This is a genomic window from Xanthobacter sp. NM-59 (genome assembly GCF_021401125.1).
Lineage (GTDB): Bacteria > Pseudomonadota > Alphaproteobacteria > Rhizobiales > Xanthobacteraceae > Xanthobacter.
This window is the reverse complement of record NZ_JACBFQ010000006.1, coordinates 151,983-172,319: the sequence shown is the minus strand read 5'-3', so window position 1 is coordinate 172,319 and position 20,337 is coordinate 151,983. Positions and strand designations below refer to the sequence as shown.

Genomic DNA, 20,337 nt, shown 5'->3' with positions numbered 1-20,337 from the left:
ACAGCAGCGCCCGGCGCCCATCATTCCTCAGGGAGGATCCATGAAACGCGTTTCCGTCGACATCGGTGGCACCTTCACCGACTGCTTCGTGGTGTGGGACAAGCAGTATATCGAGGCCAAGGCGCTCACCACCCACCACAACCTGGCCATGGGCTTCAACGAGGCCCTGGGCAAGGCCTGCAACGTGCTGGGCCTGCAGCTGGAAGAGATCCTCGGCGCGGTGGACAGCGTGCGCTACGCCACCACGCTGGGCACCAACGCGCTCATCGAGCACAAGGGCCCCAAGATCGGCATGCTGGTGACCGCCGGCTATGAGGCCACCGTGCCGCTCAGCCGCGCCCGCGGCTACGGCGAGGGGCTGGACAATCTCGGCCAGCAGGACATGCCCAATGCTCAGCGGCCGGACCCGCTGGTGGAAGCCCACATGATCCGCGGCATCCGCGAGCGCGTGGACTTCCAGGGCAAGCTCGTCATGCCGCTGGACGAAGAGGACGTGCGCGCCCAGATCCGCGAGCTGGTCAATCGCGGCGCGCAGATCATCGTGGTGGCGCTGGTGAACGCGGTGGTGAACCCCGCTCACGAGCAGCGCATCGAGGAGATCCTGCTGGAGGAATATCCCTCCCACCTGCTCGGCGCCATTCCGGTCATCCTGTCCCACCAGGTGGCGGGGCGCAAAGGCGAGTATGTGCGGGCGACCTCGGCCATCGTGGACGGCTACCTGCATTCCACCATGTATCACGCGCTTTCGGCGCTGGAGCAGAACCTGCGGGCCCATCGCTATGAGAAGCCCATGCTGGTGATCCACAATTCCGGCGGCATGGCGCAGCTCAATTCCACCGATGCACTGCAGACCATCCATTCCGGCCCCGTCTCCGGCATCGGCGCGTCCGAGCATCTGGCCATGCTCACGGGCCTCGGCAATGTGGTGGCCACCGACATGGGCGGCACCAGCTACGACATCGGCATCGTGGTGGATGGCGGGGTGAAGCATTACGACTTCAACCCGGTCATCGACCGCTGGCTGGTCTCGGTGCCCATGGTGCATCTGGTGACGCTGGGTGCTGGCGGCGGCTCCATCGCCTCCTATGACCGTATGTACAAGACCGTGAAGTGCGGCCCCGAAAGCGCCGGCTCCGATCCCGGCCCGGCTTGCTACGACCGCGGCGGCATGCGCCCCACCGTGACCGATGCTGACTTGCTGCTCGGCTATCTCGACGCGGAGAATTACGCGGGCGGATCCATTCCGCTCAATCCGCGCCGGGCCAAGGCGGCCATTGAGGACACGCTGTGCGACGAGCTCGACTGCTCGGTGATCGAGGCCGCGCTGCTGATCCGCGAGAAGGTGGACGACAACATGGCCAACGGGCTCTTCACCGAGCTGCGCGCCCGGGGCTACGACCCCAAGGACTTCACCATGCTCGCCTATGGCGGCAACGGCCCGCTGCACTGCTGCGGCATCGCCCAGAACCTCAATATCGACCGCATCCTGGCCCCGCCGCTCTCCTCCGTCTTCTCGGCGGTGGGCGCCGGCAACATGCACCAGCTCCATATCCATGAGCAGTCGCTCTACATGGTGCTGTACGACTCCAACACCCGCGCTCTGTTCGACGACTATGACCGCTTCAACGCCATCGTCGCCGACCTGAAGGAGCGCGGCACCCAGGACCTGCTGCGCCAGGGCGTGCCGCTGGCCGACATCCGCCACAACCTCGAGTTGGACATGCGCTACGGCAACCAGCTGGTGCAGACCACGGCGGTGATCGACAAGCATGATGTGCAGGGGCCGGCGGACGTGCTCTCCATCATCTCCCAGTTCTCGGCGGATTACGGCAAGCGCTTCGGCGAGGGCTCGCAGGCGCCGGAGGCGGGCATCCGCATCAACACCATCCGCGTGGCTGCCTATGTGCACCACGAGACGGTGCAGTTCGAGGACATCAAGCCGGTGCCGGAGGATCAGCGCAAGGCGCCGCCGCCGCCCGCTTCCGTCCGCGTGTGCCACTTCGTGGGCCAGGACGGGCCGGTGGAAACGCCGGTGTGGAGTCGCGCCGCCATCGCGCCGGGCGTCGCCATCGAGGGGCCGGCCATCGTCGCTTCCGAGGTGACGACCTTCCTGGTCAATCCGGGCTGGACCTTCGTCGCCGCCAAGCAGGGCGCCTCCTGGTTCCTGCGCGCCAAGACGCCGGAAATCACCCACTGACGCCTCTTCCCCCCGCCTCGGCGGGGGGACACGCGCCCTGGCGCGAAAAGCCATCAAGATATTCCGGGAGGAAACCCCATGAACGATATGAGCAATAGCGGTCGCGGCAAGCTGCCCAGCGCCGAGGACATGGCCCTTATCAAGAAGTTCCTGAACGACACCACCCTGTTCCTCGGCCCCGACCCCGAGATCATGCAGAACCACGACCTCATGCCGCGCAGCGCGGATGAGGAAGCCGCCATCGCCAACGCCTCCGACGCCCACACCATCGCCAAGATCCGCGATCGCATCCAGTCCGGTTGCGACGAAGGCTATGAGATGGTGGAGCAGATGGGGGCGGCGCCCGGCGCCAAGTGGGGCGATGTCATCACCGGCGTGTATTCAGCTTCGGGTGATCTTGCCATCGCCTCCGCCGGTGGCGTGCTGATCTTCTCGGCCCTGGTGCACCACCCCATCAAGTTCATCATCAAGAACTGGATGAATGACCCCACCGTGGGCGTGCGCGAAGGCGACGGCTTCATCCACAACGACTCGCGCTACGGCAACGTGCACAACACCGACCAGTCGATGATCCTGCCCATCTTTCACAAGGGGCGGCTGGTGTGCTGGGTGGCCTCCACCGTGCACGAGGGCGAGAACGGCGCCATTGAGCCCGGCGGCATGCCCTCCATGGCGGAGAGCCCTTCCGACGAGGGGCTGAAGATGTCGCCGTTCAAGGTGGTCGAAAACTACCAGATCAAGCGCGACATCCTCACCTTCCTGCAGAATTCGGTGCGCGAGCCGAAGCTTCAGTATGAAGACATGAAGGTGAAGCTGTTCGCTTGCCTGCGCATCAAGCAGCGCATCGAGGAGACGCTGAACACCGATGGGCCGGATGCGCTGGTTTCCACCCTGCGCCTGACCATGGAGAACGTGCGCGCGGAGGTGAAGCGCCGCATTTCCGAATGGCCGGACATGACGGTGCGCACCTACATCATCCAGGACTCGACCCTGCGCGAAAACTGTGTCGTCAAGATCAACTGCAAGCTCACCAAGACCGGTGATCGGCTGATCTTCGATTTCCGTGGCTCGGCGCCGGAATTCACCAATCGTGCCACCAATACCATTGTCGCCGGCCTCAAGGGCATGCTGGCGCAGGTGTTCCTGTGTTACGTGTGGCCGGACCTGCCGCGCGGCCAGGCGGCCTTCGCCCCCATCGAGGTGATCACCGACCCCCATTCCATCGTCAACTGCTCCTATGACGCGCCGAATTCGCAGAGCCTGATGTCCATCTTCACCGGCTTCACGGCGGGCCAGCACGCGGTGGCGAAGTTCCTCTATTCCTGCCCGGAGAAGTTCACCAAGGTCCACGCCCCGACCTTCAACATGATCAACACCTTCATCTGGGGCGGCGTGTCGCAGCATGGCGAGACCCTGGGCAACCTGTGCGCCGACCTCAACGGCATGGGCGCCGGCGCCACCGTGGACCGCGACGGCGAGCACGCCCTTGCCCCCATCTTCGCCACCATGGCGGATATCGGCGAGCAGGAGCTGAACGAAGAGGAAGTGCCCTTCCTCCAGCTCGTGTCCAAGAAGATGACGCGTGATGCCGTTGCCCCCGGTAAGTATCGCGGCGGCCAGGGCTACACCATGATGGTGGCCACCAAGGATAGTGAGCAGTGGGGCTTCATGACCACTGCCCAGGGCGCCAAGATCCCACCGCTCCAGGGCCTGTTCGGCGGCTATGCCTGCGGCACCTATCCGCTCTCCAAGGTCCAGGGCGTGGATGTCTACGACGTGCTCATGAACACGCCGGAGAAGTTCAAGCACTCCATCGAGGAGATCATGAACGAGCAGCCGTTCGAGGGGGCGAGCTACACCACCCATCACATGGGCATGGGCTTCGAGATCTCCAAGCGCGGCGAGCTCTTCATGATCTCCCAGGGCGCCGGCGCAGGCTATGGTGACCTGTTGGAGCGCGATCCCAAGGGCGTCATCAAGGACATTGAGGAAGGGCTCATGTCTCCGGCGGTGGCGGCGCGCCTTTATAAGGTTGTGTTCGATCCGGAAACCCTCGCCATCGACGAAGCCGCGACCGAGGCCGCCCGCGCCGCCGAGCGCAAGGCGCGCATCGCCCGCTCCAAGCCCTATTCCGAGTTCGTGAAGGCGTGGAGCAAGCCTACTCCGCCGGCCCATCTGCCCTATTTCGGCGCGTGGGGCGACGACGTCTCGGTGCTGTACATGGGCTCGCCCCAGAAGACCCGCGAGGCGGCGACCCCGCGCCCCAATTACATGACCCACCCCAAGGACGTGCGCATTGCTGAGCTGGAAGCGCGCCTGGCGGCTCTCGGCGCCATGGGGGGCGAGAAGCAATGAGCGCGCGCCTTGTGGACGACCTGCCGCGCCCCTCGGGCGTGCCGGGCCTGCGCGTTTGGTTGAAGTCGTCGGGCTATGCCCGGCGCCTTCTTCTGGGCGAGGCGGGCGACCCCTGGGAAAGCGCCCCGCGCTTTCTCTCCTTCTTCACCCAGGCCCACGGCCTGCTGCGGCCGGACGTGGCGGTGGTGGACGTGGGCGACCTCTATCGCTCCTGGGTCGCGCGCCATCCCGCCTTGAAGGCCGAGATGGCGGCGAAATCCCGCGTCGCCTTCCCGCTCAAGCGCATGCTTGAGGAGGAGGGGCCGCGCAAGCTGCTGACCGAGGTGGTGGAAGCGGTGGCGGCAAGCCTTCGTGGCCAGACGCCGCTGGTGCTCGCGCTGCCCGCGCCCCGGCGCTGGCTGACCGAGACCGCTGGCTTCGCGGGGCGGACTGCCGTGACGGTCGATACGGACGCGGTGGAAAGCGCGGCCATGTACATGGCGGACTTCGTGCGCGTGGTCGGCGCGCTGCCCATCGGCGGGCTGTTGTTGGAGGAGGACGAGGCCGCCAGCGATGGTGACCTGGAAGCCACCCGGCCGCTGGTGAACGTGGCCCGTCATTATCGCTGGGGCCTCGCGCTGCGCGGGCAGGCGGCGGCCGGCAGCGACGAGCTGGATAGCCTCATCGGTGCCGCGCCGGTCGCGGGCGGCGACCTCGCCCAGGGCCTGGACGTGAGCCAGGAGCTGTGGAGCGGCGCGCCGGTCGCGGAGCTGGGAGCGGGGCAATTCTACTTCGCTGAGATCCCCGAAGGGGCGGAGCCGGAATCCGTGCTCCAGCAGCTCTCGCGGCTGAGGGCCTGACCAACGCCGCCGGCGCCGTCCCTGGCTTTCCACCCAGGCGGCGCCGGCGCCCGCGCTCCGATGGCCGGAACGGTCCGCCAAGGCCGCCGGCGAAATCAAGAAAATCCGGGAGGAAACATGAAACCCTTGCTCAGGGGGAGCATCCTCGGGGCCGTCTGCGCGTGCCTGGCGGCAGGCGCCGCCGATGCCGCCGACGTCAATTCCAGCGATTATCTTCCCGCGCCCGCGGGTACCAATCTCTTGGTGTTCTACAGCCAGTATGCCACCCGCAACGAATATACGACGGCGTCGGGGAAGACATTCTCCAATGACACCGGCCTTGATTCCTATGTCGATATTCTGCGTTACGTGCATTACTTCGACGTTGCGGGCTTCACTGTGGCGCCGCAGGTGCTCATCCCTGCCGGCACCCTCTATAACGGGCGCGTCGCCGGCGCCGGGCTGGATTCGGCTGCGGGCGTCGGAGACCCGATCCTCGCGGCCACAGTGTGGGTGGTTAACAATAAGGCCACGCAGACCTATGTGGGCATCATGCCCTATCTGTTCCTGCCCCTTGGCCAATACAGCGCGGGTGAGGCGCTGAACCTTGGCGAGAACCGCTGGAAGCTGGACCTGCAGGCGGGTTGGTACCAGGGCCTCACGAACGGGCTCGCCCTGCAGCTCACCGGCGACGTGACCTGGTATGGCGACAACACGAAGGCGGGTAATGGTAACCAGACCCTGAGCCAGGACCCCACCTATCAGTTCCAGGCGTGGCTGTCCTACGCCTTTGCGCCCACATGGTCGGCGGCGGTGGGCTATTCCCAGTTCTGGGGCGGCACCGAATATCTCGCCGGGGTGCCGACGGACAATGAGACCGAGCGCTCGCAGGTTCGCCTGGAGCTGTCCAAGTTCATCACGCCCACGTTCCAGGTGCTCGGCCTCGTGCAGCGGGACGTGTCCACCTCGGGCGGCTTCCCGGAAGCCTTCCGGGGCACCGTGCGGCTGCTGCAGGTGTTCTAGGCGTTTCACCGAGTGAAGGTCCCGTGGACTCCCCGGCGTGAGCCGGGAAGTCCACGGGATGGTGCTGGTCAGGCGACCGCCGGCAGCGTCGCCATGTCGATCACGAAGCGGTAGCGCACGTCGGCCTTTTCCATGCGTTCGAAGGCGGCATTGATCTCGTCCATGCGGATCATCTCCACCTCGGGCAGGATGTTCTTCTTGGCGCAGAAGTCGAGCATCTCCTGGGTCTCGCGGATGCCGCCGATGGGCGAGCCCGCGATGCGCCGGCGGCCCAGAACCATCGGCACCGTCGACGGCTCGACCACCGGGCCGATCTGGCCGACGATGACAAGCGTGCCATCCACATCCAGCAGCGGCACATAGGGGTTGAGATCGTGCTTCACCGGCACGGTGTCGATGATGAGGTCGAAGCTGCTGGCGGCGTTCGCCATGGCTTCGGGGTCGGAGGACACGAGCAGGCGATCGGCGCCGAGGGCGAGCGCATCCGCCTCCTTGTCGCTGGTCCGGCTCATCACCGTCACGTCCGCGCCCATGCCGGCCGCGAGCTTCACCGCCATGTGGCCAAGGCCACCCAGGCCGATCACGCCCACCCGGCTGCCAGGGCCCACATTCCAGGTGCGCAGCGGCGAATAGGTGGTGATTCCGGCGCACAGCAGCGGCGCAGCCTTGGCGAGATCCAACGAGGAGGGCACCCGCAGCACGAACTCCTCACGCACCACGATGTGCTTGGAGTAGCCGCCGAGATTGTGCTCCTTGGTCACCGGGTCGAAGCCGCCATAGGTACCCGAATTGCCCTTGCGGCAGAGCTGTTCTTCACCCTTTCGGCACTGGTCGCACTCCTGGCAGCTGTCGACCATGCAGCCCACGGCCACGTGGTCGCCCACCTTGTGGCGTGTCACGTCCGCGCCCACATCCACGACGCGGCCGACGATCTCGTGGCCGGGAATGGCGGGAAACACGGTCCAGCCCCAATCATTGCGCGACCAATGCAGGTCCGAGTGGCAGACGCCGCAATAGAGGATCTCCATCACCACGTCGTTGGGGCGCGGCGCGCGGCGGTCGAAGGTGAAGCGCGCCAGGGGCTCGTTCACCGCGGTGCAGGCAAATCCAACTGTCTTCATGTTCATCCGTCTCTGCTGTGATGAGGCTGGAAGGCGGGGCCTTTCAGCAGGGATGCTCGCGCGAACCGGCGAGGGTCTCAGGGCGCGATGGTGATTTTCGGGCTATCGGGCACTTGCAGATAGTCCCCATCCGCAACCTTTTCCATCCAGGTCACGGCGGAGCCGTCCTTCATCTCGGCGATGGCGATGTGGGTCATCGCGCAGTCCGGTGCCGCGCCGTGCCAATGCTTCTCGCCGCTTTCGATCCAGACGATGTCACCGGGGCGGATCTCCTCCACCGGCCCACCCGCTTTCTGCACGCGGCCGAGCCCGGCAATCACCAGCAGCGTCTGGCCCAGTGGATGGGTGTGCCAGGCGGTGCGGGCGCCGGGCTCGAAGGTCACGGTGGCGGCGCTCAGGGCGCCGCTGCCGGCGAACGGCGCGTCGATGCGCACGCTGCCGGTGAAATACGCATCCGGCCCCCGCACAGAGGGCTGCGTGCCGGGGCGTCTGATCTCCATTCTCACACCTCCAACGACCGTGGGATCATGCCGATCCCCAGCCGCCGGAACCCTAAAGGTTGGGCATTTGGCTGATTAGCCGATATAAATGGCATGCAGTCATATCTGGAGTTCATAAGTGCGGCGCCAGGATCTGGTGGACCTCAACGCCTTTCTCGTGGTGGCGGAAGAGCGCAGCTTCACCCGCGCGGCGGCGAAGCTGGGCACGTCGCAATCCGCCTTGAGCCACACCATTCGCCGCCTGGAAGCGCAGCTCGGCGTGCGCCTTCTGACGCGCACCACCCGCAGCGTCGCCTCCACCGAGGCGGGGGAGCAGCTGCTGCGTACCCTGCGGCCGGCGTTGGAGAGCATTGGCGCGCAGCTCGATTCACTAAGTGCCCTGCGGGACAGGCCGGCCGGGAACATCCGCATTACCGCATCGGACCACGCCACCCACACCATCCTGTGGCCGGCGCTGCAAAAACTGCTGCCGGACTATCCGGACATTCACGTGGAGCTGCGGATCGACGCGCGCTTCACCGACATCGTGGCGGAGCGGTTCGATGCCGGCGTGCGGCTGGGGGAGGCGCTGGCGAAGGACATGGTCGCGGTGCGGATCGGCCCGGATCTGCGCATGGCTCTGGTGGGCTCCCCCGCATATTTCGCCAACCATCCCATTCCGCGTACGCCCCAGGACCTTGCGGAGCACCGCTGCATCAACCTGCGGCAGCTTACCTCCGGCGGCCTTTATGCCTGGGAGCTGGAGAAAGAGGGGCGGGAAGTGCGCGTGCGCGTGGAGGGCCAACTCATCTTCGACACGGTGCAGCTGACTGTGCAGGCGGCCATTGCGGGGTTCGGCATTGGCCTTGCCATCGAAGACCAGGTGCAGGATCACCTGGCGGACGGGCGCCTCATCCGGGTGCTGGAGGACTGGTGCCCGCGCTTTCCGGGCTACTATCTTTATTATCCGAGCCGGCATCAGCCTTCCGCAGCATTCGCCCTGCTGGTGGAGGCGCTTCGGTATCGCGGCTGAGGCGCGCGGGTCGTCGCGCCTGCCGCCGCTGGCCGCAATGACGGGCGGTCGACGACCAAAGTTGCCGAAAATTGATCTCGTTCAATGAATGCCGGAATCGAAGGTCTCACAGTGCTCCACTGTCGTGGTCGCCGCGGCGTCTTCATTCCCGCAGTCGGTAGATGAATTTTGAACGCGCATGAATTCGTCGCTTGACTCGTTATTTAAAAAAATTATATAACGAAATTCATAGCGTACTCATATAATGATAAGCCTTCCGGAGTAGTGCGATGACCGTCCTTGCGCAGATTGTTGAGCCTACCGTCGCCCTCGGTAATCCGTCCGAAGAGGTGATGATTCATGTGCGCTTCTGGCCCAGTGCCGAAATCTTCACGATCGATGCCAAGCCCGAGAGTCTCTCTCCGCGCGAATGGTATAATAAGCTCTATATGGGCTACACCCAATACTATGAGACCCGCGCCAATGGCCGGGGCTTCTTCCGCATCCCTCGCCCTGTGTTCGATGAGCTGATGACCAGCGTCGCGGCCTGACCTCCGCGGCGCCGGAAAGCTTCGACGATCCGCCGCGGTCGGGGCTTGCATTGGCTTGAGAGCGGGGCGGCGGAAACCGGGCTGGAGCAGGCCGGGCTTTACTTCAACGCCGTCGCATCTGCCGGAGGTCCGGGCGATCCTTGCTCTCCAGCTCGGGTCTTGGTGGTTGTGGCAGGTGGAGTGCGGCTCAGCTGGGTTCTGGCCTCGGATGTGCGGCGGGCGGCGGCAGCGTCGTCCGTCGTACATGCGTTTCGGCGTGGTGTGGATGCGGTAAAGCTCAGTCCACCGCCAGAATGACTTGAGACGTATTGAAGAAAGCGCAGACCTCCGCGCCCAGATGCAGCTCCAGCTCGTCGGCGCCAGACTTTGTGATGATGGATGTCAGCGTCTTGCCGTCTCCCAGGTCGACGACGATCTCGCTGTTCACGCCGCCGTCGATGCGCTCCAGCACCTTGCCGCAGATGAGGTTGGTGGTGGAAAGGCGCAACTGGGGCTCCGGCCGGGCCAGCATGACGAAGGAGGCCTTCACCAGGGCCATCACCTCCCGCCCCACCGTGAGGCCGAGGTCATCGGCGCTTTCATTGGTGATGACGGCCACGATGGAGTGCGCTTCCGAGACCTTCAGGACGACCTCGACATTCACCGGCGCGCGGCGCACGTCGGTGACGATGCAGTGGAAGACGTTTCGGGCGCTGGTTTTCATGGCCACGCTCCAAAACAACAAATCGGTGGGCCCGTCCAGCCCTTCTTCCGCGATCAGGGTGGAGATGCGCGCCAGCTTGTCTTCCAGGCGGCGGAAAGCGGTGATGAGGCGGTGCCCCTCCTCGGTCAGCGTGGCGCCGCCGCCACGCTTGCCGCCGGCCTTGGTGATGAGCACGGGGCGCGGCATCAGGTTATTGATGGCCGCCACCGCGTCCCAGGCGGTCTTGTAGCTGAAGCCGAGGGCTTTGGCCGCCTCGGTGATGCTGCCGTGCTGCGCGACGGCCTCCAGAATGGCGATGCGGTCGCGCCCTACAAGGAAGCGCCCTTCGGAGCGCAGCGCAAGCATGGCATCGATCTTGGTGGCAGAACCCATCCCCTGTCCCCAGTCCCATCCGTTCCGGCAGCCTTTGCGAAAGCTATCATATTCCGCGCGCTGGGGGCATCGCTCGTCGCGCGGCAGCGCCACCACCGGCGCGATATAATGAGATTACATATGACGCATGAAGACTCTGGTGAGTGTCGAAATCTGACGTATTCGTGCGCTGTGTGCTTTGTGACAGCGATGTGAGCTTTCGGACAGTCCCGCTGTTCCATCGTCACATTCCAGGTTTCCCCTCTGGCGCGGCGCCCGCTTGAGTGGCCGCGCGCGGACGTGTGGAGTAAAAAAGAAGGCGATATTTCAATTGAATGTGATGCAGCTGCTCAGTCGCTCCTGCACCCTTGTGTCGCCAACGTCATATAATCGCACATCATAGCGAGCGCGGTTGGCGAGAGGTGAGGCGTAACAGGCTGTAGGAAAATGATAAATATCGCGCTCCATTTCCCAAATGGGCGTGTTCGATGCCTGGCGCAATGAATTGGCATTGCTTTTGCTGGGAGTAGTTCCAGCATTTCGTCGTGTCATGCCCTTGTTCTGGCCAGCCTGGCCGGCAGCGGCGGATGCTCTTGATCAGGAGATGAACATGGGCCTGAGGCAGATCGCTTTCTATGGGAAGGGCGGCATCGGTAAGTCCACGACCTCCCAGAACACGCTGGCCGCTCTGGCGCAGATGGGGCACAAGATCCTCATCGTCGGCTGCGACCCCAAGGCCGATTCCACCCGCCTCATCCTGCACGCCAAGGCCCAGGACACCATCCTGTCGCTGGCCGCGAACGCTGGCTCGGTGGAAGACCTCGAGCTCGAGGACGTGATGAAGGTTGGCTTCATGGACATCCGCTGCGTGGAGTCCGGCGGCCCGGAGCCGGGCGTGGGCTGCGCCGGCCGCGGCGTGATCACCTCCATCAACTTCCTGGAAGAGAACGGCGCGTATGAGGACATCGACTACGTGTCCTATGACGTGCTCGGCGACGTGGTGTGCGGCGGCTTCGCCATGCCCATCCGCGAGAACAAGGCCCAGGAAATCTACATCGTCATGTCCGGTGAGATGATGGCCATGTATGCGGCCAACAATATTTCCAAGGGCATTCTGAAGTATGCGAACTCCGGCGGCGTGCGCCTGGGCGGCCTGGTGTGCAATGAGCGCCAGACCGACAAGGAATATGAGCTGGCGGAATCCCTGGCCAAGCGCCTCGGCACCCAGCTCATCTACTTCGTACCGCGCGACAACATCGTGCAGCACGCAGAACTGCGCCGCATGACCGTGGTGGAATATGCCCCCGAAAGCGGGCAGGCCCAGCACTATCGCAACCTGGCTTCCAAGGTCCATGCGAATGTCGGCAATGGCATCATCCCGACCCCGATCACCATGGACGAGCTCGAAGACCTGCTCATGGAGCACGGCATCATGAAGGCCGTCGACGAAACGCAGGTTGGCAAGACGGCGTCCGAACTCACCGCCTGATCTGAAAACGCCTTGCCTTGGCGGGACGGTCGGCCGGGTCGCAGCGGCCGGCCGTTTCCGTTTGCGGGGCTGTGGGCGCGTGCGTGCAGTGTGCTGCGCAAGCGCCGGCTTCATTGCCCGTTGCGGAGATCGCGGTTGACGCCGTTGGCGCGAAGGACGGACATGTTCACTGCGGCCGGGCGCGGGAAGGGGAGGGCGATGCCAGACAAAAGCAGTGTCCTGGTTCTGGGCGTGAACGAGCTGGCCTCCGCCGTGGCCCGCACTCTTCTCCTGTCCGGTCACGCCGTAGCTCTTCATCAAAGCGCGCCGGAAGCGGTGCTGCGGCGAAAGATGTCGTTTGCCGATGCCTGGTGGGATGGTGTGGCGACCCTCGGCGGCGTGGAAGCGCGGCGGGTTGGTCGTGATGCGGAGCTCCTTTCCGGGCTCACCAGCGGCATGTTCGTGCCCGTATTGTGCCAGGCGGACCTTGCGGCGGTTGCCCGCTGGCCTTGGGATGTGGTGGTGGACGCCCGCGAGGGCGGGGGCGAGCGCTGCGATACGGAATTGACGATCGTCCTGGGCCCTGGCGCCAGCGCGGGCGAGGATTGCGACCTTGTCATCGAGGTGGGCGGCCCGGACCCCGGCGCCGTGCTGCGGGCGGGCTGCGCAAAGGGCGGCACCCGCGCTTTTTCGCGCTTCGACACCGCGGTGCGGGCGCCGGCATCAGGTGTCTTTCGCAGTGAAAAGGTGATCGGGGAGGTGGTGCGCGCGGGCGAGATGATCGGCCTTGTGGGAACTGCTTTGGTGGTGGCGCCCTGCGATGGACGCCTGAGGGGTCTCGTGCGGCCGCCGCGCGAGATGCTGGCCGGCGCGCTCCTGGCGGAGGTGGTGCCCAATGTCGCTATTCAGGTGAGCGGTGTCGACCGGGTCGACCAGATCATCGCCCGCGCCGTGGATTTCGCCATAGAGCTGGAACAATCGGGGGCCTCGGCGCCAGACTGGGGCCTGGGCCCGGGTTCCGGCGGGCTTGAAGTTCGCTGACGCCTGTGGGGGCGGTCATCTGGTGATTGCCCCGGCGGTCGCCTTCGTCGCTTACACGCGGGCGAGGAACGGCCGGGGCGATGCGGGATGGCCTCAGGCCGCCACCGCGTAGCGGGAGATGGCGAAGTCGTCGGACGCAATATCCGGCTCCTGCCCGCCGATGAGGTCCGCCAACACCCGGCCGGAACCGCAGGCCATGGTCCAGCCCAAGGTGCCATGCCCGGTATTAGTGTAGAGATTGCCGTAAGCCGTTGCGCCGACAATAGGTGTGCCATCCGGCGTCATGGGGCGCAGGCCCGTCCAGAAGGTGGCCTTCGAGATATCGCCGCCATCGGGGAAGAGATCGCCGACGGAGAAGGCTAGTGTGGCCCGGCGCGGCTCACGCAGGTCCAGGTTGAAGCCCGCCAATTCCGCCGTGCCGCCCACGCGGATGCGGTCGCCCAGGCGGGTGATGGCAATCTTGTAGGTTTCGTCCATCACTGTGGATTCGGGCGCGGCATCGGGGTTGGTGATGGGCAAAGTGAGCGAGTAGCCCTTCACCGGATAGATGGGCAGGTCGATGCCCAGCGGCCGCAGCAAAGCCGGGCTGTAGCTGCCCATGGCCACCACGTAGAGGTCGGCGGTCAGCCTCTCCCCGCCCTTCAGGGCCACGGCGGTCACGCGCCTGCCATCAGTTTCGAGGCGCTCGACGGAGCTGTCATAGCGGAATGCCACGCCGCGCTTTTCGGCGATGGTGGCCAGACGCTGGGTGAACAGATGGGCGTCGCCGGTTTCGTCGCCGGGCAGGCGCAGCCCGCCCACGAACTTCTCGCGCACGCGCGCCAGCGCCGGCTCCACGGCCACGCAGCCGGCCACGTCCAGCACCTCATAGGGCACGTTGTGGGCGTCCAGCACCACAGTGTCGTCGCCCACATGGTGGAGCTGCTTCTGGGTGCGGAACAGCTGGAGCGTGCCCTTGGCGCGATCGTCATAGGTGATGCCGGTTTCGGCGCGCAGCTCTTTCAGGGCGTCGCGGCTGAACTCGGCGAGGCGCACCATGCGCGCCTTGTTGCGCCGGTAGGCATCTTCCGTGCAGTTGGCGAGCATCTTCGCCAGCCAGAAATAGAGCTTGGTGTCGAGGCTCGGCCAAACCACCAAAGGCCGGTGGTGCATCATCAGCCACTTCATGGCCTTGATGGGAATGCCGGGTCCGGCCCAGGGGGCCGAGTAGCCGGGCGAGACTTGGCCGGCATTGGCGAAGGAGGTTTCCATGCCGGCCGCCGGCTGGCGGTCGAGCACCGTCACCTCGTGGCCCTTGCGGGCGAGATAGTAAGCGGATGTGACACCCACCACACCGCTGCCGAGAATGAGAATCCGCATAATGGCCCACCGGTGCAAATTGCTGATCTGGTAAAAGTTTACGCCGGGGCCTGCGGCATTTCAGACGATTCGACGACACAAGCTGAACCGGCCGGCGGGGTGGTTGCAATTTTCTGCCGGACTGCGAAAGATCCTGCTCATGCCGACCCTCGACGACGTGGACGAGCGCATTATCCGGGTCTTGCGGCGCGATGGACGCATCTCCAATGCGGATCTCGCGGCGGAGGTCGGCCTTTCGCCCTCCGCCTGCCTGCGCCGCATGCGCCATCTGGAGCGCACGGGCGTCATTCGGGGCTATACGGCGCTGCTGAATACCAATGGTGCCGACGACAAGCTGGTGGTCATCACCCAGATCACCCTCGACCGGCAGACCGAAGAGTTCCTGAACCGGTTCGAGGCGGCGGTGCGGCGTTGCCCGGAAGTGACCGACTGCTATCTGATGACCGGCCTTGCCGACTACATCGTGAAAATCGAGGTGAAGAACGCCGCCGATTATGAGCGCCTGCACAAGGAAGTGCTCTCACGCCTGCCGGGGGTGGCGCGCATCCAGTCGTCTTTCGCCATCCGCACGGTGGTGAGCGGACGCCCGGCAGGCGTGTAGCTTGCCGCTCAGTGGGCGGGCGGCTGCGGGGGGCTGGGCGCCTCGGGCCGGAGTGAATCCAGCGTCCAGTTGAACACGCTGGTATCGTTGTGCACGTTGCCCACGCGCGCCGAGCTGAGATCGAGAATGTCCACGATGACCATGGTCCACATGGCCGTCAGAAGCAGAGAGAGGGCGCGTGCCTTCTGGCCACGGATGCCGATCTGGTAGCCCAGCGCCGCCATGCTTACCACCGACATGCCGATCAGCAGCCAGAACAGTTCCTCCGGCATATGGGAGCTGAAGGCGAAGCGCGTCCCGGTGGAGGCGCTGAAGGTGTCGTTCAGGCTGTTCATCATGGAGGCGCTGATCGCATCGGGCCGCTCGCGCACCATGAGGGAGAGCTGGTCCATGATCCGGGCCTGGATCGCATCGCTGCGGCGGGTGATCGCGTCCAGCACGGTGGCGTTCGGGGGAGCTTCCACATAGTTCTTGCGCTGCTCGCCATAGTCAACCAGCAGGCGCGCAATCTCAAGGCTCTGAGGGGAGCCGATGGCCTGCGCTGCCGTCCAGGATGAGCCGATGGCGTTGGCTTCGCGCCCGATGTGTTCGCGGCGCTCCTGGAACCGGCCATTGGCGAAGGACAATGTCAGGGCCAGGACGAAGGCCAGGAGCGCGAGCATGCTGCCGACGAGCACGCCGGCAGTCTCCTGCTCAGCGGGATTGAGGCGGTGCTGGCGGTTGCCGACCCACAATCCCACCTCGCGCGCGACCAACTGAACAGCAAATATAAGAAGGATGACGGCCGGCACGCTGGCATTGGCCAATTGGATCAGGAAGCCCATGTGAGTTCTCGCGAAGGAAAGATTCGCGGAGCTTGGCACCGATCAGGTTTTGTCGCTTATCCGTTTACGTCAGCGAGCGGTCGCTACGAGACATTTTTATGGACCGTCGAGCGAGGTCCGGGACCCGTAGTCTTTCGCGCCGATCCCAAGGAGGTCGCGTGTCTGGAGGTCGCGCGTCGCCGGCACACAAAGAAAAGCGCCCGCCGGGAGGGGCGGGCGCTGGGATCGTCCGGGGAAGGGCGGATCAGGCCGCCTTTTTGGTCTCGCCATCCACGATGGAGACGATGTCGGCCATGATGCGGTTGAGCTCGAAGTTCTTCGGCGTATAGACCGCCGCCACCCCGAAGCTCTTGAGCTGGGCCTCATCCTCAGGCGGGATGATGCCGCCCACCACCACCGGGATGTCAGAAAGGCCCTCGGCCCGCATCCGTTCCATCACGTCACGCACCAGCGGCACGTGGGAACCGGAGAGGATGGAAAGGCCGACCACGTGCACGCTTTCTTCCAGAGCGGCGTTCACGATCTCGGCCGGGGTCAGGCGGATGCCCTCATAGACCACTTCCATGCCGCAATCGCGGGCGCGCACGGCGATCTGCTCGGCGCCATTGGAATGGCCGTCGAGGCCCGGCTTGCCCACCAGGAACTTGAGCCGGCGGCCCAGCTTCTCGGAGACGGCATCGACGCCCTTGCGCACGTCCTCCAGACCCTGGGTGTCCACGCGGGCGGCGCGGCCGACGCCCGTGGGCGCGCGATATTCGCCGAACACCTCGCGCAGGCAGGTGCCCCACTCGCCGGTGGTGACGCCGGCCTTGGCGCAGGCGATGGAGGGATCCATGATGTTGCGGCCTTCCTGGGCCGCACTCTTCAGGTCCGCCAGGGCGGCCGCCACGGCCTTGCCGTCGCGGGCCTCGCGCCAGGCCTGGAGACGTGCGACCTGCTCGGCCTCCACGCCTTCCGGCACGGTGAGGATGGCGCCTTCGCCGGTGGTGAGCGGAGAGGGCTCACTCTCGGTCCAGCGGTTCACGCCCACCACCACCTGGTCGCCACGCTCGATGGCCTCCAGCCGGCGGGTGTTGGACTCCACGAGAGCCTGCTTCATGTAGGAATTCTCGATGGCCGCGACGGCGCCGCCCATGGCCTCGATCCGGGCGAGCTCGGCGCGCGCCTCTTCCTTCAGCTCCTCGACCTTGCGGGCGATCTCCACCGAGCCGTCGAAGATGTCGCCATATTCGAGCAGGTCGGTCTCATAGGCCACGACCTGCTGCATGCGCAGCGACCACTGCTGGTCGAACGAGCGCGGCAGGCCCAGCGCCTCGTTCCAGGCGGGAAGCTGCACCGCGCGGGCGCGGGCCTTCTTGGAGAGCGTCACCGCCAGCATCTCGATGAGGATGCGGTAGACGTTGTTCTCCGGCTGCTGCTCGGTGAGCCCCAGGGAGTTCACCTGCACGCCATAGCGGAACAGCTTCTGCTTGGCGTCGGTGATGCCGTAGCGGTTGACGCAGATCTCGTCCCACAGATCGACGAATGCGCGCATCTTGCACATCTCGGTGATGAAGCGCATGCCCGCATTCACGAAGAAGGAGATGCGGCCCACCACCTCGCCAAACACGGGGCCTTCCGCCTCGCCGGACTTCTTCACCGTGTCGAGAATGGCGATGGCGTTGGCCAGCGCGAAGGCCAGCTCCTGCACCGGCGTCGCTCCGGCTTCCTGCAGGTGGTAGGAGCACACATTCATCGGGTTCCACTTGGGCAGGTTGCCGGTGGTGAAGATGATGGTGTCCTTGGTCAGGCGCATGGAGGGCGCGGGCGGGAACACATAGGTTCCGCGCGAAAGATATTCCTTGATGATGTCGTTCTGGGTGGTGCCCTGCAGCTTGGTGCGGTCGGCGCCCTGCTCGTCAGCGGTGGCGATGTAGAGCGAGAGCAGCCACGCCGCGCAGGCATTGATGGTCATGGACGTGTTCATGTTCGCGAGCGGAATGCCCTCGAACAGGGTGCGCATGTCGCCCAGATGGGAGATGGGCACGCCCACCTTGCCCACTTCACCACGGGCGAGGGGATGGTCGCTGTCGTAGCCGGTCTGGGTCGGCAGGTCGAAGGCCACGGACAAGCCCGTCTGGCCCTTGGCGAGATTCGAGCGATAGAGCTTGTTCGACTCCGACGCCGTGGAATGCCCCGCATAGGTGCGGAAAAGCCAAGGCCTGTCGCGGTCCGCCATCCGAAATCCCCGTTGTTCGTTTCTTGATGTCTCGCACGATTGTGCGTCGCGAAGACCGGCGCGTCGACGGGAAATTTTCCCCACCAGAAGTGGCCGGCCTGATGCATTGATGGGCAATGGACGGCGAAGCCGGCTCAGCGCTTCACCAGCGAGATGACGAACAGCAGGATCACCGCGCCGACGGTGGCACTGATGATTTGCCCGACGAGCCCGCCCACCAGGAACACATTGCCGAACAGAAAGCCGCCGATGAGCGCGCCCACGATGCCCACCGCCACATTGCCCACGAAGCCGAAGCCGTAGCCGCGGAAGACCTGCCCCGCCAGGAAGCCGGCGATGGCGCCGATGATGATCATCCACAAGATGCCCATATCCCTCACCCTCTCTTCGGTCCTCGCGGGCGGCCCCGCTCGGGCTTCAACGCATGGGGCCTCGCGCTGGCCTTGTCCAGTGGCATATGGCGAATACGGGCCCTCCCGCGCGGCACAATATGGCAACAGATTGGCATAATGTTCAGCCGCAAGGACTATCGACTTGAAATCCTTCTCTGCTAGTTTGCACCGCGATAGGGGTGCCGCTGGACGCGACCGGAGAGTCCGCCAGGGGTTCGTTAGAGAGAGGACGGGACGCTATGGGCCAGACGGCTGCGGACGGTGCGGCGTTGAAAGATCTTTACGAGCTGGGTGAGATTCCCCCGCTCGGGCACGTGCCCGCGAAGATGTATGCCTGGGCCATTCGCCGCGAGCGGCACGGGCCTCCGGAACAGTCGTTCCAGCTCGAGGTGGTGCCCACCTGGGAGCTGGGCGAGAATGACGTGCTCGTGCTCGTGATGGCCGCCGGCGTGAACTATAACGGCATCTGGGCCGGCCTCGGCGAGCCCATCTCCGTGTTTGACGTGCACAAGGAGCCCTACCACATTGCCGGTTCCGATGCCTCGGGCATCGTCTGGGCGGTGGGCTCCAAGGTGAAGCGCTGGAAGGTGGGCGACGAAGTGGTCGTGCACTGTAACCAGGACGACGGCGACGACGAGGAGTGCAACGGCGGCGACCCGATGTTCTCCCCCAGCCAGCGCATCTGGGGCTATGAGACGCCGGATGGCTCCTTCGCCCAGTTCTGCCGGGTGCAGGCGCGCCAGCTCATGCGCCGCCCCAAGCACCTGACCTGGGAGGAGAGCGCCTGCTACACGCTCACCCTCGCCACCGCCTACCGCATGCTGTTCGGTCACCCGCCGCACACCGTGAAGCCGGGTGACTATGTGCTGGTGTGGGGCGCCTCGGGCGGCCTCGGCGTGTTCGGCGTGCAGCTGGCCGCTGCTTCCGGCGCGCACGTGATCGGCGTCATTTCCGATGAGTCCAAGCGCGACTATGTGCTGGGCCTCGGCGCCAAGGGCGTCATCAACCGCAAGGAGTTCAAGTGCTGGGGCCAGCTGCCCAAGGTGAACTCGCCGGAATACAATGAGTGGCTGAAGGAAGCCCGTAAGTTCGGCAAGGCCATCTGGGACATCACCGGCAAGCGTGACGTGGACATCGTGTTCGAGCATCCGGGCGAGACCACTTTCCCGGTGTCGACCCTGGTGGGCAAGCGCGGCGGCATGATCGTGTTCTGCGCCGGCACCACCGGCTTCAACATCACCTTCGACGCCCGCTATGTGTGGATGCGCCAGAAGCGCATCCAGGGCTCGCACTTCGCTCATCTGAAGCAGGCCTCCGCCGCCAACGAGTTCATCGTCGACCGGCGCGTGGACCCCTGCATGTCGGAAGTGTTCCCGTGGGATCGCATCCCCGAGGCGCACACGAAGATGTGGCAGAACAAGCACGCCCCCGGCAACATGGCGGTGCTGGTGAATGCGCCCCGCGCGGGGCTGCGCACCTTCGACGACGTGCTGGAAGCCTGCGGCGGCTGATCTGTTCCGCCGTCTTCGGTTTTGAGCCGCCGCGTCCTTCCCGGGCGCGGCGGCTTGTTCTTTTTCAGCTGGCTGCGCGCGAAGTCTTGCGCCGGAGCCTTGCGCTGAAGCGGGTTTTCGATTATCTGAGCCAAATTCGAGGCTGCGCTCCCGAAAAGCTGGGAGCTACTAGGGTGGGACAGGGTTCGCGGGATACGCGCCCTGATCGTCGGAGGCTCCCCATCCAGGCTTTCGCTGAGCGCGCTTCGGTCCTGGGCCCGGATGGGCCGTCATCACATCATTGTCCGTGCCGTTCGGCCTCAGCGCCGGCCCG

At 65.1% G+C, this 20,337-nt stretch carries 17 protein-coding genes; 10 read left to right on the top strand and 7 right to left on the bottom strand.

What is annotated here, in order from left to right:
* Positions 1 to 40 precede the first annotated feature (40 nt).
* The 4 genes from L0966_RS12955 to L0966_RS12940 all read left to right on the top strand — a co-directional run bounded on the left by L0966_RS12955 (position 41) and on the right by L0966_RS12940 (position 6,393).
* Positions 41 to 2,197, top strand: coding sequence for a hydantoinase/oxoprolinase family protein (locus L0966_RS12955; RefSeq protein ID WP_234052360.1), 2,157 nt, complete (start codon positions 41 to 43; stop codon positions 2,195 to 2,197).
* 78 nt (positions 2,198 to 2,275) lie between these two features.
* A complete protein-coding gene (locus tag L0966_RS12950) occupies positions 2,276 to 4,552 on the top strand; it encodes a hydantoinase B/oxoprolinase family protein (RefSeq protein WP_234052359.1) in 2,277 nt (758 codons plus the stop codon).
* A complete protein-coding gene (locus L0966_RS12945; RefSeq protein ID WP_234052358.1) occupies positions 4,549 to 5,391 on the top strand; it encodes a hypothetical protein in 843 nt (280 codons plus the stop codon). Before L0966_RS12950 ends, L0966_RS12945 begins: the two co-directional genes overlap by 4 nt.
* A 117-nt stretch (positions 5,392 to 5,508) precedes the next feature.
* Complete coding sequence (locus L0966_RS12940; RefSeq protein ID WP_234052357.1) at positions 5,509 to 6,393, top strand: transporter; 885 nt, start codon at positions 5,509 to 5,511, stop codon at positions 6,391 to 6,393.
* 68 nt (positions 6,394 to 6,461) lie between these two features.
* Here the strand turns inward: L0966_RS12940 and L0966_RS12935 are convergent, their stop codons facing one another.
* Entirely contained in the window at positions 6,462 to 7,514 is a 1,053-nt protein-coding gene (locus L0966_RS12935; protein WP_234052356.1) for an NAD(P)-dependent alcohol dehydrogenase, read from the bottom strand.
* 77 nt (positions 7,515 to 7,591) lie between these two features.
* Positions 7,592 to 8,014 (bottom strand): cupin domain-containing protein, encoded by a 423-nt coding sequence (locus tag L0966_RS12930; protein WP_234052355.1) that lies wholly within the window; start codon positions 8,012 to 8,014, stop codon positions 7,592 to 7,594.
* 118 nt (positions 8,015 to 8,132) lie between these two features.
* On the opposite strand from L0966_RS12930, the gene L0966_RS12925 reads away from it, so the two are divergent.
* Positions 8,133 to 9,026: a LysR family transcriptional regulator gene (locus tag L0966_RS12925; protein WP_234052354.1), complete on the top strand. Its 894-nt coding sequence runs from the start codon at positions 8,133 to 8,135 to the stop codon at positions 9,024 to 9,026.
* A 269-nt stretch (positions 9,027 to 9,295) separates the two neighbouring features.
* Positions 9,296 to 9,556, top strand: coding sequence for a hypothetical protein (locus L0966_RS12920; protein ID WP_234052353.1), 261 nt, complete (start codon positions 9,296 to 9,298; stop codon positions 9,554 to 9,556).
* A 277-nt stretch (positions 9,557 to 9,833) separates the two neighbouring features.
* Here L0966_RS12920 and L0966_RS12915 read toward each other — a convergent pair whose 3' ends face one another.
* Positions 9,834 to 10,631: a TOBE domain-containing protein gene (locus L0966_RS12915; RefSeq protein WP_234052352.1), complete on the bottom strand. Its 798-nt coding sequence runs from the start codon at positions 10,629 to 10,631 to the stop codon at positions 9,834 to 9,836.
* A gap of 589 nt (positions 10,632 to 11,220) precedes the next feature.
* Here L0966_RS12915 and nifH point away from each other — a divergent pair.
* Both nifH and L0966_RS12905 read left to right on the top strand, forming a co-directional pair.
* Positions 11,221 to 12,099, top strand: coding sequence for a nitrogenase iron protein (gene nifH / locus L0966_RS12910; protein WP_234052351.1), 879 nt, complete (start codon positions 11,221 to 11,223; stop codon positions 12,097 to 12,099).
* Between the two features lie 198 nt (positions 12,100 to 12,297).
* A complete protein-coding gene (locus L0966_RS12905; protein WP_234052350.1) occupies positions 12,298 to 13,119 on the top strand; it encodes a hypothetical protein in 822 nt (273 codons plus the stop codon).
* A 93-nt stretch (positions 13,120 to 13,212) separates the two neighbouring features.
* Here the strand turns inward: L0966_RS12905 and L0966_RS12900 are convergent, their stop codons facing one another.
* The gene (locus L0966_RS12900) at positions 13,213 to 14,478 is read right to left on the bottom strand and encodes a D-amino acid dehydrogenase (RefSeq protein ID WP_234052349.1); all 1,266 of its coding nucleotides are present in this window, start codon (positions 14,476 to 14,478) and stop codon (positions 13,213 to 13,215) included.
* Between the two features lie 139 nt (positions 14,479 to 14,617).
* On the opposite strand from L0966_RS12900, the gene L0966_RS12895 reads away from it, so the two are divergent.
* Positions 14,618 to 15,079, top strand: a complete 462-nt coding sequence (locus tag L0966_RS12895) for an Lrp/AsnC family transcriptional regulator (RefSeq protein ID WP_234052348.1) — start codon at positions 14,618 to 14,620, stop codon at positions 15,077 to 15,079.
* A gap of 8 nt (positions 15,080 to 15,087) precedes the next feature.
* Here L0966_RS12895 and L0966_RS12890 read toward each other — a convergent pair whose 3' ends face one another.
* The 3 genes from L0966_RS12890 to L0966_RS12880 form a co-directional block, all read right to left on the bottom strand.
* A complete protein-coding gene (locus L0966_RS12890) occupies positions 15,088 to 15,903 on the bottom strand; it encodes a hypothetical protein (RefSeq protein WP_234052347.1) in 816 nt (271 codons plus the stop codon).
* Positions 15,904 to 16,147: 244 nt separating this feature from the next.
* Positions 16,148 to 18,121 (bottom strand): protein meaA, encoded by a 1,974-nt coding sequence (locus L0966_RS12885; RefSeq protein WP_234052346.1) that lies wholly within the window; start codon positions 18,119 to 18,121, stop codon positions 16,148 to 16,150.
* A 134-nt stretch (positions 18,122 to 18,255) separates the two neighbouring features.
* Positions 18,256 to 18,492, bottom strand: a complete 237-nt coding sequence (locus tag L0966_RS12880) for a GlsB/YeaQ/YmgE family stress response membrane protein (RefSeq protein WP_234052345.1) — start codon at positions 18,490 to 18,492, stop codon at positions 18,256 to 18,258.
* A 260-nt stretch (positions 18,493 to 18,752) separates the two neighbouring features.
* On the opposite strand from L0966_RS12880, the gene ccrA reads away from it, so the two are divergent.
* Positions 18,753 to 20,024, top strand: coding sequence for a crotonyl-CoA carboxylase/reductase (gene ccrA, locus L0966_RS12875; protein ID WP_234052344.1), 1,272 nt, complete (start codon positions 18,753 to 18,755; stop codon positions 20,022 to 20,024).
* Positions 20,025 to 20,337: the final 313 nt, after the last annotated feature.